General features: G+C 66.3%; 10 protein-coding genes. 3 read left to right on the plus strand and 7 right to left on the minus strand.

Annotated features, from left to right (window positions below; genetic code table 11):
- Positions 1-33 precede the first annotated feature (33 nt).
- A complete protein-coding gene (locus ACFPQ5_RS19225; protein ID WP_379759474.1) occupies positions 34-1,056 on the plus strand; it encodes a response regulator in 1,023 nt (340 codons plus the stop codon).
- A gap of 2 nt (positions 1,057-1,058) precedes the next feature.
- Here ACFPQ5_RS19225 and ACFPQ5_RS19230 read toward each other — a convergent pair whose 3' ends face one another.
- From ACFPQ5_RS19230 to ACFPQ5_RS19245, 4 genes are all read right to left on the minus strand, one after another.
- Complete coding sequence (locus ACFPQ5_RS19230; protein ID WP_379759477.1) at positions 1,059-2,237, minus strand: glycosyltransferase family 4 protein; 1,179 nt, start codon at positions 2,235-2,237, stop codon at positions 1,059-1,061.
- A 72-nt stretch (positions 2,238-2,309) separates the two neighbouring features.
- Positions 2,310-3,251, minus strand: coding sequence for a GDP-mannose 4,6-dehydratase (locus tag ACFPQ5_RS19235; RefSeq protein WP_379759480.1), 942 nt, complete (start codon positions 3,249-3,251; stop codon positions 2,310-2,312).
- Position 3,252: 1 nt separating this feature from the next.
- On the minus strand, positions 3,253-4,299 hold the full coding sequence (gene gmd / locus ACFPQ5_RS19240; protein ID WP_379759483.1) for a GDP-mannose 4,6-dehydratase: 1,047 nt from the start codon (positions 4,297-4,299) through the stop codon (positions 3,253-3,255).
- 279 nt (positions 4,300-4,578) lie between these two features.
- Positions 4,579-6,891, minus strand: a complete 2,313-nt coding sequence (locus ACFPQ5_RS19245; RefSeq protein ID WP_379759486.1) for an NADP-dependent malic enzyme — start codon at positions 6,889-6,891, stop codon at positions 4,579-4,581.
- A gap of 211 nt (positions 6,892-7,102) precedes the next feature.
- Between ACFPQ5_RS19245 and thiL the strand changes: the two genes are divergently transcribed.
- Complete coding sequence (gene thiL, locus ACFPQ5_RS19250) at positions 7,103-8,071, plus strand: thiamine-phosphate kinase (protein WP_379759489.1); 969 nt, start codon at positions 7,103-7,105, stop codon at positions 8,069-8,071.
- 117 nt (positions 8,072-8,188) lie between these two features.
- Here thiL and ACFPQ5_RS19255 read toward each other — a convergent pair whose 3' ends face one another.
- From ACFPQ5_RS19255 to ACFPQ5_RS19265, 3 genes are read right to left on the minus strand one after another with little or no spacing between them, the layout of a single operon-like run.
- Positions 8,189-10,753: an EAL domain-containing protein gene (locus ACFPQ5_RS19255; protein ID WP_379759492.1), complete on the minus strand. Its 2,565-nt coding sequence runs from the start codon at positions 10,751-10,753 to the stop codon at positions 8,189-8,191.
- Positions 10,750-12,774 (minus strand): sensor histidine kinase, YfiR-like protein-associated, encoded by a 2,025-nt coding sequence (locus ACFPQ5_RS19260; RefSeq protein WP_379759495.1) that lies wholly within the window; start codon positions 12,772-12,774, stop codon positions 10,750-10,752. Before ACFPQ5_RS19260 ends, ACFPQ5_RS19255 begins: the two co-directional genes overlap by 4 nt.
- The gene (locus tag ACFPQ5_RS19265) at positions 12,771-13,340 is read right to left on the minus strand and encodes a TOL_0243 family YfiR-like periplasmic protein (RefSeq protein ID WP_379760161.1); all 570 of its coding nucleotides are present in this window, start codon (positions 13,338-13,340) and stop codon (positions 12,771-12,773) included. The genes ACFPQ5_RS19260 and ACFPQ5_RS19265 overlap by 4 nt, the downstream gene beginning before the upstream one ends.
- A gap of 320 nt (positions 13,341-13,660) precedes the next feature.
- Here ACFPQ5_RS19265 and ACFPQ5_RS19270 point away from each other — a divergent pair, with 320 nt between their 5' ends.
- Complete coding sequence (locus ACFPQ5_RS19270) at positions 13,661-14,143, plus strand: CinA family protein (protein ID WP_379759498.1); 483 nt, start codon at positions 13,661-13,663, stop codon at positions 14,141-14,143.
- Positions 14,144-14,147: the final 4 nt, after the last annotated feature.

Genomic DNA, 14,147 nt, shown 5'->3' on the forward strand with positions numbered 1-14,147 from the left:
AACCCGCATAAGCACGCAACAGGAAACGACGTAATGAGCATGACCAGTAACCGCCCGCTGATCCTCGCGGTCGACGATGAAGCGAGCAACCTGCAGCTGCTGCGCCAGATCCTGCAGGACCACTACCGCCTGCTGTTCGCCAAGGACGGCGCGCGCGCCCTCGAGCTGGCGAACAAGGAAAAGCCAGACCTGATCCTGCTCGACGTGATGATGCCGGGGATGAACGGCTATGAAGTGTGCGCGGCCCTGAAGGCCAATCCGCTGACGGCGCCGATCCCCGTGATCTTCGTCACCGCCCTGTCCGACACGGCCGACGAACTGGAAGGCTTCGAGGCCGGCGCGGTCGACTACATCACCAAGCCGGTCAGCCCGCCGGTGGTGCGCGCGCGCGTGCGCACCCACCTGTCGCTGGTGCGGATGGAAGAACTGAAAGCCTCGCGCCTGGCGATCGTCCAGCGCCTCGGCCTGGCGGCCGAGTACAAGGACAACGAGACCGGCCTGCACGTGATCCGCATGAGCCACTTCGCCCAGATCCTGGGCCTGGCCGCCGGCATGACGGAACAGGAAGCGGACGACCTGCTGCACGCCGCGCCGATGCACGACGTCGGCAAGATCGGCATCCCCGACCGCATCCTGCAAAAGGCGGGTCCGCTCGATCCGGAAGAATGGAAGGTCATGCAGAGCCACGCGACCATCGGCGCCGAGATCATCGGCGAGCATGGCGACGGCATGCTGCAGCTGGCGCACCAGATCGCGCTGACCCACCACGAGAAGTACGACGGCAGCGGCTACCCGAACGGGCTGGCCGGCGAAGCGATCCCGCTCACGGGGCGCATCGTGGCGATTGCCGACGTGTTCGACGCCCTGACCTCGGTCCGGCCCTACAAGCGCGCCTGGAGCGAAGAGGAAGCGGTGGACTACCTGGTCCAGCAAAAGGGCAAGCACTTCGATCCGGCCCTGGTCGACCTGTTCGTCGCCCAGCTGCCGGCGATCCGCACCGTGCGCGTACGCTGGGCGGAGGCGCCCGTGGAAGCGCCGGTAGCAGTGGCTGCCTGAGCTTACTCCGGCCTGGCAGGATCGGTGCCGGGTTCGATACCCGGCACTAGCAGGCCCGGCGTGGCAGCGCGGCGCGCCATCACTTCGCGGTACAGCGCCGTATAGTCCTGCGCCATCTGCTCGGCCGTGAACACGTCCTGGAAACGCTGCCCGGCGCGCACGCCCATCCGGCGCGCCATGTCCGGGTTGTCCCATAAGGTGCGCATGGCCGCGCGCAGGGCCGGGGCGTCGGCCGGCGGCGTCACCAGGCCGGTCTCGCCGTCGATGTTGATGTAGGTGGTGCCGCTGCCGATGGCGCAGGAAATCATCGGCTTGCCGTACATCGCCCCTTCCAGCAGCGAGATGCCGAAAGCCTCCGAACGCAGGTGCGAGGGGAAGGCCAGCGCATGGCACAGGGTCAGCAGGGCGACCTTGTCCGCCTCGTTGACAGCGCCCACGAAGATCACGTTGCTCAGGCCGAGACTGCGCGCCTGCGCCTTCAGGCGCTCCTCTTCCGGCCCGGCGCCGACGATCACCACCGGATAATCGGTGCCGGCCACGGCCTCGAGCAGCACGTGCAGGCCCTTGTAATAGCGCAGCACGCCGACGAACAGGAAGAACTTCGGGCCGACGCGCTCGCGCCAGTGCGCCAGCAGCGCCGGATCCGGCTGCGGATAGGTGCTCTGGTCCAGGCCGTAGGTGATGACGCGCGTCTTGTCCGGGTAGCGCGCCAGCACCGCCGAGGATTCCACGTAGTCGGGCGAAGCGGCGACGATGGCGTCGACGCTGCGCAGGAAGCGGTGCTTGAGCGGCTGGTACAGGCGCAGCAGGCGCTTCTGGCGCACGATGTCGGAGTGGTAGCTGACCACGGTCGGCTTCTTCACGCGCGCCACGAAGTGGGCCAGGTCCATGAACGGCCACGGGAAGTGGTAGTGCACGACGTCGGCCTCGCGCGCCAGGCGCGCCAGCGCGCCCAGGGACGCCACCGAGCAGGCGTTGGACGCGACTTCGAAGTCGAGCGGCACGCGGTGCACGGTATGGCCTTCGAAGGCGATCGGCGCCAGGTTCTTTTCGCGCGACAGCGACAGCACGGTATTGGTCACGCCGAGGCGGCCGGTGCCGACGCACAGCTGGCGGATGACCTGCTCGATACCGCCGACGGAATCGGGATAATAGGTCTTATAGAAGTGGAGAACGCGCATAGAATCGGAAAAGGGACGCCTGTCTTCAGGCGGCGTCGGGGCCCGGCCAGCCGGGGAAGGCGCCACGCGGGTTCACGCGCCGTACATCCAGCGCAGCGTATCGTACAGGGGCTGCTGCGCGACGGCGCCGATCGTGCGCACCAGCTTGGCGTTGCTGCCCGACAGGGTCAGCACGTCGTTGGCGCGCACGAAAGCCGGGTTGACCTCGACCTCGATACGGTAGCCGGCGATTTCGGACATCATCTCGATGACCTCGCCCAGCGAATGGGTGTGGCCGGAACAGACGTTGAACGCTTCGCCGGCCGGCGCCGCCGCCAGCAGGCGCCGGTAGCTCAGCGCGACGCTGCGCACGTCGGAAAAATCGCGTGCGATCGCCAGGTTGCCCAGTTCGATGCGGCGTGCGCCGCGTCGGAAATGGCCGACGATCTTCGGCAGCAGGAAGTGTTCGCTCTGGCCGCGGCCGGTGTAATTGAAGGGACGGGCCAGGACGATCGGCAGCTTGTCCATCCACAGCCGCGCCATGTATTCCATCGCCAGTTTGCTGACCGCATAGTCGTTGGCCGGGGCCGGGGCGACCTGCTCGTCGATCAGGGGGACGTCGGCATTGCCGTAGATGTTCGCGGACGAGGCCAGCAGCACGCAGGACGCCTTGTGGCGCGCGCCGGCCAGGGCCTCGAGCAGGTTGCGCGTGCCGGCCACGTTGACCTGGTAGATCTGGCCCGCGTCGCCGTACACTACCGAGGCGATGCCGGCCAGGTGCACGACCACGTCCGGCTGGACTTCCTCAACCAGCGCGGCCACCACGCCACGCTCGCACAGGTCGGCGGCGAAGACGTCGCGGCCGGCTGCGTCGCCGGGCATGACGGTGCCGTAGACGCGGTAGCCGGCCGCCGTCAGCTCGTCGGCGACATAGCGGCCGGTAAAGCCGCCCAGCCCGGTAATGAGGGCACGCTTGCCCTCGCCCTCGCGCACAGCGGCGGGAGCGGAACCGGTCTCGGTGCCCAGGGAACGCATATCAGAACGAGGCGCCCTGCCGGTTACGGCGCAGGTCGGCTTCGACCATCATCTGGCACAGGGCTTCGAGCGTCGTCTGCGGCTCCCAGCCGAGTTCGCGCTTGGCCTTGGCCGCATCGCCGATCAGCAGGTCGACTTCGGCCGGACGGTAGAAGCGCGGCGACACGCGCACCAGCGCCTTGCCGCTGCGGGTGCAAACACCCGTTTCGGCTTCGCCGCTGCCCTGCCAGTCGAGCGTGACATCGACCGACTTGAAGGCCATGGCCACGAAATCGCGCACGGTCTCGGTGCGGTTGGTGGCCAGCACATAGGTGTCGGGCCGTTCAGCCTGCAGCATGCGCCACATGCCTTCGACGTATTCGCGCGCATAGCCCCAGTCGCGCTTGGCGTCGAGGTTGCCCAGTTCGAGCACCTCGAGCTTGCCGAGGGCGATCTTGGCGACCGAATCGCTGATCTTGCGGGTGACGAATTCGCGCCCGCGCAGCGGCGACTCGTGGTTGAACAGGATGCCCGACGAACCGAAGATGCCGTAGCTCTCGCGGTAGTTGATCGTCATCCAGTGGGCGTACAGCTTGGCCACGCCGTAGGGGCTGCGCGGATAGAACGGGGTCTCCTCGACCTGCGGGATGGCCTGCACCTTGCCGAACATTTCCGAGGTCGACGCCTGGTAGAAGCGGATCTTCGGGTTCACGATGCGGATGGCTTCGAGCAGGTTGACGGCGCCCAGGCCGGTGATCGATGCCGTGGTCAGCGGCTGGTCGAAGGAGACGCCGACAAAACTTTGCGCCGCCAGGTTATAGACCTCGTCGGGCGCGGCATTCTGGATCAGGCGCAGGCTGGAAGCGAGGTCGGTCAGGTCGAATTCGACCAGGGACAGGTTCGGATGGGTATCAATGCCGAGCTCTTCGATACGCCAGAAATTGGTGGAGCTGGCACGGCGGAAGGTGCCCGTCACGTGGTAGCCCTTGTCGAGCAGCAATTGCGCCAGGTAGGCGCCGTCCTGGCCGGTAATGCCGGTAATTACGGCTCTTTTTGTTGGTTGTTGCATGATGCGAAATCCCGGATGAATGGACTGAAGCTAGACGAGCTGATGGCAACCCAATATTGTAGCAGAACATTCTTGCCGCACCTCAGGAAGGACAGGAAAAATTGCCGCCATAGCAACATCGATACGACAGTATCGGTCATCGCCGCCGGCCTGCGCCCCCTGCTTACGGATTGTTACTTGTGTCCGCCCAAAAAAACAGGCGAGCACGCTCGCCTGTGAGTCCACTCAATGGATCATCAGTCGGGCTGAACTTTCGTCAGCCCGGTCGTTCAAATCATTTCACCGGTTCGACACCGCATCGACCACGCACAGCGCCGTCATGTTGACGATGCGGCGTACGGTCGCCGACGGGGTCAAAATGTGCACCGGCTTGGCGCAGCCGAGCAGGACCGGACCGACCGCGATGCCGTTGCCGGCCGCCGTCTTGAGCAGGTTGTAGGCGATGTTCGCCGAGTCGATGTCCGGCATCACGACCAGGTTGGCGTCGCCCTTCAGGGTCGATTGCGGCATGATCTTGCTGCGCAGCTTGGAATCCAGCGCGGCGTCGCCGTGCATCTCGCCGTCCACTTCCAGGTTCGGCGCCTTCTGCTGCACCAGGGCCAGCGCCTCGCGCATCTTGCGGGCCGACTCGCTGTCGGAGGTGCCGAAGTTCGAGTGCGACAGCAGCGCCACGCGTGGGGTGATGCCGAAGCGTTCCAGCTCCTCGGCCGCCATGACCGTGATCTCGGCCAGCTCGCAGGCCGTCGGATTCTCGTTGACGTGGGTGTCGACCATCGCCAGCTGGCGCTCGTCGGTGATGACGAAATTCATCGCCGCGTACACCTTGGCGCCGGCACGCTTGCCCAGCACCTTGTCGATGAAGTCGAGGTGGGTCCAGGTGGTGCCGTAGGTGCCGCAGATCATGCCGTCGGCGTCGCCCTTGTGGATCATCATCGCGCCGATCAGCGTATGGCGGCGGCGCATCGCCAGCTTGGCCATGTCCGCGGTCACGCCGCGGCGCATCACCATCTGGTGGTAGGTCTGCCAGTAGTCGCGGTAGCGCTCGTCGAAGTCGGGATTGATGACGTCGAAGTGCACGCCCTGCTTCAGGCGCAGGCCGAATTTTTCAATACGCTGCTCCAGCACGGCCGGACGGCCGACCAGGATCGGGCGCGCCAGCTTTTCGTCGACCACCACCTGCACCGCGCGCAGCACGCGCTCGTCCTCGCCCTCGGCGTAGACGATGCGCTTGAGTTCCGGCGGCGCGCTCTTGGCGACCTGGAACAGCGGCTTCATGAAGGAACCGCTGCGGTACACGAACTGCTGCAGGCTCTCGGCGTAGGCGTCCAGGTCCGCGATCGGACGGGTGGCGACGCCGCCTTCCATCGCGGCCTTGGCAACGGCCGGCGCGATGTGGGTCAGCAGACGCGGATCGAAAGGCATCGGGATCAGGTATTCCGGACCGAAGGCCAGGTTGTTGATGCCGTAGGTGGTCGCGACCACGTCCGACTGCTCGGCGTGCGCCAGGTCGGCAATCGCGTGCACCACCGCGATTTCCATTTCGCGCGTGATGGTGGTCGCGCCGCAGTCCAGCGCGCCGCGGAAGATGTAGGGGAAGCACAGCACGTTGTTGACCTGGTTCGGGTAGTCCGAACGGCCGGTGGCGATGATGACGTCGCTGCGCACGGCTTTCGCGTCTTCCGGCAGGATTTCCGGATTCGGGTTGGCCAGCGCCAGGATGATCGGGTTCGGCGCCATCTGCGCGACCATCTCGGGTTTCAGCACGCCGCCGGCGGACAGGCCGAGGAAGATATCGGCGTTCGGCACGATGTCGGTCAGGGTGCGGTGCGGCGTGTCTTGCGCGAAGCGTTCCTTGTCCGGGTCCATCAGTTCGACGCGGCCCTTGTAGACCACGCCGGCCAGGTCGGTCACGAAAATGTTCTCGATCGGGAAGCCGAGGTCGACGATCAGGTCGAGGCAGGCCAGGGCCGCCGCGCCGGCGCCGGAAACGACCAGTTTGCAGTTCTTGATGTCCTTGTTGACAACCTTTAAGCCATTGAGGATGGCGGCGCCGACGATGATCGCGGTGCCGTGCTGGTCGTCGTGGAAGACCGGGATCTTCATGCGCTCGCGGAGTTTACGCTCGATGTAGAAGCACTCGGGAGCCTTGATGTCTTCCAGGTTCACGCCGCCGAAGGTCGGTTCCAGCGAAGCGATGATGTCGACCAGTTTATCGGGGTCGCTTTCGTTGATCTCGATGTCGAAGACGTCGATGGCTGCGAACTTCTTGAACAGCACGCCCTTGCCTTCCATCACCGGCTTCGAGGCCAGCGGGCCGATGTTGCCCAGGCCCAGCACGGCGGTGCCGTTCGAGATCACGGCCACCAGGTTGCCGCGCGAGGTGTACTTGTACGAGGCCGCCGGGTCCTTGACGATTTCTTCGCAAGGAGCTGCGACGCCCGGCGAGTACGCCAGGGCCAGGTCGCGCTGGTTGAGCAGGCCCTTGATCGGGGTGACGGCGATCTTTCCCGGACGTGGGAACTGGTGGTATTCGAGCGCTGCAGCACGCAGTTGTTGGCGCAGTTCTTCTTTTTTGTCCGATGACGAATCCATGCTATGCAGCCTTCCTGAACTTAGAGGGGAACCTCCAATTTTATCAGACTGACTCTTTCATTCGGCTATCAATTGGCTACGTATTTTCCACGCATGGAGAACCATAAGCTTAACCAATACGATGCGTCATCGTATAAGCAAATCCGATAAATACCAATATTGCCGCGATGACAATCATTCGATATGGGGACGCGGACGGTAGAATTGACCCATGCTTTCCGAATTCGACCTCATCAAACAATACTTCCGCCGTGCCCGTACCGGCCACGCCGTCCTCGGCATCGGCGACGACTGCGCCCTGCTCGCTCCGACGCCCGGTATGCAGACGGCGATCTCGACCGACCTGCTGATCGAGGGCCGCCATTTCTTCGCCGGCGCCGATCCGCGCATGCTGGGCCATAAATGCCTGGCCGTGAATTTATCCGACCTGGCCGCAATGGGCGCCAAACCCATCGGGTTCACGCTCGCGCTCTCGCTGCCCGGCGCCGACCCCGAGTGGCTGGAAGCCTTTTCGAACGGGATGTTCGCGCTGGCCGATGAACACGACTGCGAACTGATCGGCGGCGACACGACGCGCGGGCCGCTGGCCATCTGCATCACCGTCTTCGGCGAGATCGCGCCCGGCCACGCGCTGCGGCGCGACGCCGCGCGCGCCGGGCACGACATCTGGATCTCGGGCACCCTGGGCGACGCGCGCCTGGCGCTGGCCGGCTACTGGAAGGAAGTCGCGCTGGACGCCGACGACCTGGCGCTGGCCGCGCCGCGCATGCACCTGCCGACTCCCCGGGTCGAACTCGGGCGCGCGCTATCGGTGCTGCCGCTGGCGCACGCGGCGCTCGACATCTCCGACGGCCTGGTCGGCGACCTGGCGCACATCCTGGACGCCTCGAAGGTCGGCGCCACGCTCGACGTCGATGCGCTGCCGGCCGGTCCGGCGCTGGCGCAGCAATCGCTGGCGCTGCGCCGCCGGTTTACGCTGGCCGGGGGCGATGACTACGAACTGTGCTTCACGGCGCCGGCGGCTCAACGCGAGGCCGTGATCGCGACGGCGGCGGGAGTCGGGGTGCCGGTCACGCGCGTGGGCAGGATCGAGGCCGAGCCGGGATTGCGATTCGTGGATGCGGCCGGGAAGCCTGTGGAGATGGATGTGCAGGGGTGGGATCACTTCAGCGGCGAGTGATTGTTCGACGTTTTGCATGCATCTTACGGCGTGGGCACAGAGTGCCCACCCTACGAACGGCGCCGGTTTTGTAGGGTGGGCACTCCGTGCCCACGCGGACGCCGGCATCGTGCTCACCTACCCCGTCCGCGGCACCTTGCGGTCGTCGTACGGCCCGTGCTCCATCCAGTAATGCCGGAACGCCAGCCGCACGTTGTCGCGCAATTCCGCGTCGTTCCACGGCTTCGTATAGAACTTGTAGATCGCCCCGCGGTTGATCGATTCGAGCACTGTCTGCACGCCCGTGTAGCCGGACAGGATGATGCGCATCGTATCCGGGTACATTTCCTTCACCTTGCTCAGGAACTCGGTGCCGCTCATGACCGGCATGCGCTGGTCGCACATCACGACCTGCACGTGGTACAAGGCCAGCAGCTCGAAGGCCTCGGTCGGCGTCGCCGCCGTCAGCACGCGGTAGTTATCGCGCCGTAGCAGGCGATGCAGCGTGCTCAGGGTGTCGACGTCGTCGTCCACCACCAGGATGGTCTGCACATTGCTGTCGTCCGAAGTCGGGCGGGTCGGCGTTTCGCGGTTCTCGCGCACCAGCTGGGCCAGCTGGCTTGCCGACAGCGCGCGCGAAAAATGAAAACCCTGGATCTCGTCGCAGCGGTGGCGGCGCAGGAAAGCCATCTGGGCGCGCGTCTCGACGCCTTCCGCGATCACCTGCATGTGCAGGCTGTGCGCCATGCTGATGATGGCCAGCGCAATGGCCGCGTCGTCCGGATTGGTGACGATGTCGCGCACGAACGCGATGTCGATTTTGAGCTTGTCGATCGGGAAGCGTTTCAGATAGGCCAGGCTCGAGTAGCCGGTGCCGAAGTCGTCGATCGCGATGCGGATGCCCAGCTGCTTGAGCCGTTCAAGCACCTCGATGGTGCGCCCGGCATTCGTCATCAGCGCGCTTTCGGTCAGCTCCAGTTCCAGCATGGACGGTTCGATGCCGTGCGTCTGGATCGCGGCGCGCACCACGCCTTCCAGGTCGCCCTCGACGAACTGGCGGCTCGATACGTTGACCGCCACCCGCACGTCGCGCACGCCCTGCTCGTGCCACTCGGCGATCTGGCGGCAGGCCTCCATGATGATCCACTCGCCGATGCGTACCACCATCCCCGTCTCTTCGAGCACCGGCACGAATTCGGCCGGGTACACCAGGCCGTGGCCCGGGCGGAGCCAGCGCAGCAGCGCCTCGACGCCGCACACCCGTCCCGTCGACAGTTCGAGCTTGGGTTGATAATGCAGTACGAACTGATCCCCCTCCAGGGCGCTGCGCAGCGCCACCTCGAGGTCGAGCCGGGCCAGCACCTGCACGTTCATGCCGGCCGTGAAGAAGCGGTAGCCGTCGCGCCCCGCTTCCTTGGCGCGCACCATCGCCGTATCGGCGTATTTCACCAGGGTCTGCGGCTCGGTCGCGTCGTCCGGATACATGGCGATGCCGATGCTGGCGGTGAGCACGGCCTGCTGGCCGTTCAGGTCGAAAGGCGCGCGCAGCGATTCGCGGATCTCGTTGGCCAGGTGCGCCGCCTCGTCCTGCTGCTCGCGCGTCATGCTGAGGATGACGGCGAATTCGTCGCCGCCCAGGCGCCCGACCGCGCCGCGCTGCCCGCGCACGCGCACCAGGCGGTCGCTGAACTGGCGCAGCAGCTCATCGCCCAGCGCCGGCCCCAGCGAATCGTTGACGATCTTAAAACGGTCGAGCGTGATGAACAGCACCGCCACGCGCCAGGCTTTATCCTGCGCCAGCTCGATCGTCTCGCGCAGGTTCTGGAAGAACAGGGTGCGGTTCGGCAGGCCGGTCAGCGCATCGAAACTGGCCAGGTGCTTCAGGCGCTGCTGCGCCAGGCGCCGCTCCGAGATGTCGCGCGCGACCGCGATCAGGAGTTTACTCGTCCCTGCCTCCTGCCACTGCCAGCTGATCTCGACCGGCACCGCGCCCTCCCCGCCGGCGCGCAGCAGTTCGGTCTCGTTGATGTCGGCTTCGTGTGCCGCGCCATTCGTCGCCAGGTGGCGCTCGAGCTGGGCTTTGGTCGTCAGGCCCAGCGCCACCGGATCGATGCGCAGCAGCGCCTCGCGCGAAAAGCCCAGCATGCGGCAGGCGCCGTCGCTCACGTCCACCAGGGCCAGGCTGGCCGCGTCGATTAGGAAGATGCCGTCGGTGGTGGCGTCCATCGCGCTCCTGAAGCGCCCCAGCGCCGCGGTGCGCTCGCGCACGGTGCGTTCCAGGTGCACCCCGTATTCTCGCGACTCGCGGTGCATCAGCCGCACTTCCAGCAGGTTGCGGATGCGCGTCATCACCTCGACCGTGTCGAGCGGCTTGCCGATGAAGTCGCGCGCGCCCGCTTCCAGCGCCGCCAGCTTCTTGTCCGGTTCGGCCGTCACCACCAGCACCGGCAGCCAGGATTCGCTCTCCAGAGGTTTTAATGCCTCCATCACCTGGAAGCCATCCATGTGCGGCATGTGCAGGTCGAGGATGATCAGGTCGAAGCGGTGCTTCAGGTGCAGCGACACCACCTGGCGCGGGTCGCTCGTGCTGTGCACGTTCTCGTAGCCGGTGGTCTTTAACAGGTATTCCAGCAGCTGGACGTTGACCGGCTGGTCGTCCACCACCAGGATGCGCGCACGCCGCACGTCGGCCTGCGTGATCATGAGGCGGCTCCTTTCTGCGCGCGCAGCTGCGCCAGCGTCAGGTCGATCGCCTCGTTGAACTTGTCGATGTCGATCGGTTTCGTCAGATAGCGTGTGAAGCCGGCCGCGATGCCGCGCTCGATATCGCGCGGCATGGCGTTCGCCGTCAGCGCGATCACGGGGATGTCGCGCATGCCGGGCTCGCGCCGCAGCTGCGCCAGCACTTCCAGTCCGCTCATGCCGGGCAGGTTCAGGTCCATCAGGATGATCTCGGGGTGGTGCGCGCGCGCCATCGACAGGCCGAGCGGCCCGTCGCCGGCGGCGATCAGGCGCAGGTCGGGGCGGAAGCGCACGATCTCCTCGACCAGTTTCAGGTTGGCCGGATTGTCCTCGACGTAGAGCAGCAGGTGCGGCGTGCCCTGGTCATCGGCGGCGAGCGCCGGCGCGGCCGCCTCGAAAGCGCCGGCCTGCGAGACCTGCGGCGAGGTCGCGCCCAGTTCGATCGTAAACACGCTGCCCACGCCCGGGCTGCTGCTGACCTCGATGGTCCCGTTCATCAGTTCGACCAGGCGCCGCGTCACCACCAGGCCGATGCCGGTACCCTCCTGCGCGCCCGCTTCCTGGCCGAGGCGGTTGAAGGGCTGGAACAGGCTGTCCAATTGGTCGGGACGCAGGCCCATGCCGGTGTCCTGCACCGCGATGCGCAGGCGCTCGCGGCTGACCTGCTGGCAGCCGAGCACCACGGCGCCGGCATCGCGGTTGTACTTGATCGAGTTCGACAGCAGATTGAGCAGCACCTGCTTCAGACGCGTGCGGTCGGCCAGCAGCACCACATGGTCCACCTGCGCCTGCTGCGGGAACAGCACCCGGATGCCGCGCGCCGCCGCCAGCGGTTCGATCATGGTCTGGCATTCGGTCAGGATCTCGCCCAGCGCCACCGGTTCCATCGACAGCGTGATGGTGCCCGATTCGACTTTCGCCAGGTCGAGGATCTCGTTGATCAGGGTGAGCAGGTGCCGTCCCGATTTGAGGATGTGGCTGGCGAATTCCTTCTTCTGGGCCTCGGTGGTGGGCAGCGACTCGGAAGTGAGGATCTGGGCGAAGCCGAGGATCGCGTTGAGCGGGGTGCGCAGCTCGTGGCTCATCGAGGACAGGAAGGCGGACTTGGCCTGGTTGGCTTTTCTCGCCTCGTCGATCGCATTGGCCAGCTCGGCGTTCGCCAGCGCCAGCTGCATGGTGCGCTCGTCGACCCGGTGTTCGAGCTGCTCGTTCAGGCGCATCACTTCCTGCTGGGCGCGCGAGCGCTCCTGGGCTTCGCGCACGATTTCTCCGTTCGAGTCTTCCAGCTCGCGCGTGCGCTGCTCGATCTCGGTCAGCATCGCATTGAAGGAGTCGGCCAGTTCCGCCGCCTCGTCGTTGCCCAGGCGCGGCGCGCGGCGCGAATAGTCGCGCGTGGCGACCACGTCGCGCGCGATCTCGGTCACCGCCACGATCGGCACCGTGATGACGCGGCCCATGCGCCGCATCAGGAGGTAGGCGGTCCCCATGGCCAGCAGCATCACGCCGAGCGCGATGGCGAGGTAGTCGAGGGTGCGCGCCAGCATCCGGTTCTCGGCGCGCAGCCAGACCGTGCCGATGGTTTCGCCGTTTTCCACGATCGGGCGGAACAGCAGCACCGCATTGCCTTCGGTGCGGGCGCCCGCCGCTTCGGGACGCGACGGGAAGGTAGTTGCTTCCTTGCCCGCCGAATAGGAAGCGAACAGTCGCCCGTTCTCGTCGAAGATGGCGGCCGCATTCACGGTCGGGCGGGTGCGCAGCAGGGCCAGGTTTTCGCCGGCCAGGCGCGGGTCGTCGAAGGCCAGCGCGGCCGAGGTCATGTGGCCGACCAGTTCGGCCTGGGTCGACAGGTCGTTCACCAGCGAGCGCTGGTAGTTGCGCAGGTCGTAGGCGATGATCAGGCCGACCGAGACCAGCAGCGCGGCGAAGGTGGTGGCCATTACCACCCGCACCAGCTTCTTGCGGATCGAGGAGCTGGCGTTCATGAAGCCCCCGTCACGCGCAGGGCCGCCGCCAGCAGGCGCGCGCTGATTTTCAGGCCGCTCGGCGCGACCGGGCCGAGGGCGACCTCGAAGCGCAGGTGCTGGTCGACCATGACGAAGCGGATCATATTATTGGGCAGGTCGGCGGCCTCGCCGACGGTCAGCAGCGGCAGGCCGCGCGCGCCGGCCAGCAGCTCGCTCCAGGCGCCCGGATCGGCACCGGCGCCGCCCACATACAGCACATGCAGACCGGTGGGCGCATCGCCGCGGCGCAGGCGGCGCACGGCCAGCGGATGGCCGCCGACGCTGCGGTTCACTACCAGCTGCTCGAGCTGGCCGGCCAGTTCGTCGTTGCCGGCCACGCCGATCACGAGCGGGCTGTCGGGGCGGGCGAAGGCGCTGGGGGGCCAGTCGACGAAGCCGGCGAATTTATACAGATAGGCGGCCTTGACCGCGACTTCCTTCGCCGCCTCGGGACGCACAGGCTGCGCATGGACGGTGCCGGCCAGCAGCCACAGGGCAAACAGGACGAGCGGGGCCGAACGCGCGACCCGGACGGCGAAGGCCATCACGATTGGACCGGCCCTACCCGGCAGCACGTGGATAATGCATGCGGCATAAACATGTCTGTTGAAAAAAAGAAACGCGGCCTTAGCGCCGCGATGCAGGATAGCAGCTCGGATTCCCGTCGTGTCGCACGGGACATTTTTCGGGACATACATATACTTTACCGCTGCATGTCGCGTTTGGGTAGCTTGCGCGTCCGGGACGGCCATCGCATGCAAGTTTGCCACACCGATCCGGGCCGGGCCGCGCTAGAATGAATCCACGCGCGACCACCCGCTGTCGCGCCGCCGGCCGAGTCCGGCCCCACCTGAAGGAGCTGCACGTGACGAACGATTTGATCGATCTTGCAACGAAAGTGGGCATGGCGCTGCAAGCCAGGCGCCTGGTGCTGGCCACCGCCGAATCCTGCACCGGCGGCGGCGTGTCGCAGGCCGTCACCGAGATCGCCGGCTCGACCGGCTGGTTCGAATGCGGGTTCGTGACCTATTCGAATGCCTCGAAAACCGAGCTGCTCGACGTCTCGGCCGCGCTGATCGCCCAGTTCGGGTCGGTGAGCGAGGAAGTGGCGGGCGCGATGGCGGAAGGGGCGCTGGCCAACAGCAACGCCGACGTCGCCGTCTCCACCACCGGCATCGCCGGCCCGACCGGCGCGGTGCCGGGCAAACCGGTCGGCACCGTCTGTTTCGGCTGGTCGCGCGGCGACACCACGTTTACGGAACGCCTCGTGTTCCAGGGCGACCGCCAGGCCGTGCGCGAGCAGACCGTGGCGCACGCACTGCGCGGGCTGCTGCGCTTCATTGAATAGCGAG

This window comes from Massilia suwonensis, assembly GCF_042655665.1.
GTDB classification, from domain to species: domain Bacteria; phylum Pseudomonadota; class Gammaproteobacteria; order Burkholderiales; family Burkholderiaceae_D; genus Telluria; species Telluria suwonensis.

Coding starts and splice junctions, on each gene's coding strand:
- ACFPQ5_RS19225 (WP_379759474.1), top strand. CDS start 34: ATGAGCATGACCAGTAACCGCCCGCTGATCCTCGCGGTCGACGATGAA.
- ACFPQ5_RS19230 (WP_379759477.1), bottom strand. CDS start 2,237: ATGCGCGTTCTCCACTTCTATAAGACCTATTATCCCGATTCCGTCGGC.
- ACFPQ5_RS19235 (WP_379759480.1), bottom strand. CDS start 3,251: ATGCGTTCCCTGGGCACCGAGACCGGTTCCGCTCCCGCCGCTGTGCGC.
- gmd (WP_379759483.1), bottom strand. CDS start 4,299: ATGCAACAACCAACAAAAAGAGCCGTAATTACCGGCATTACCGGCCAG.
- ACFPQ5_RS19245 (WP_379759486.1), bottom strand. CDS start 6,891: ATGGATTCGTCATCGGACAAAAAAGAAGAACTGCGCCAACAACTGCGT.
- thiL (WP_379759489.1), top strand. CDS start 7,103: ATGCTTTCCGAATTCGACCTCATCAAACAATACTTCCGCCGTGCCCGT.
- ACFPQ5_RS19255 (WP_379759492.1), bottom strand. CDS start 10,753: ATGATCACGCAGGCCGACGTGCGGCGTGCGCGCATCCTGGTGGTGGAC.
- ACFPQ5_RS19260 (WP_379759495.1), bottom strand. CDS start 12,774: ATGAACGCCAGCTCCTCGATCCGCAAGAAGCTGGTGCGGGTGGTAATG.
- ACFPQ5_RS19265 (WP_379760161.1), bottom strand. CDS start 13,340: ATGGCCTTCGCCGTCCGGGTCGCGCGTTCGGCCCCGCTCGTCCTGTTT.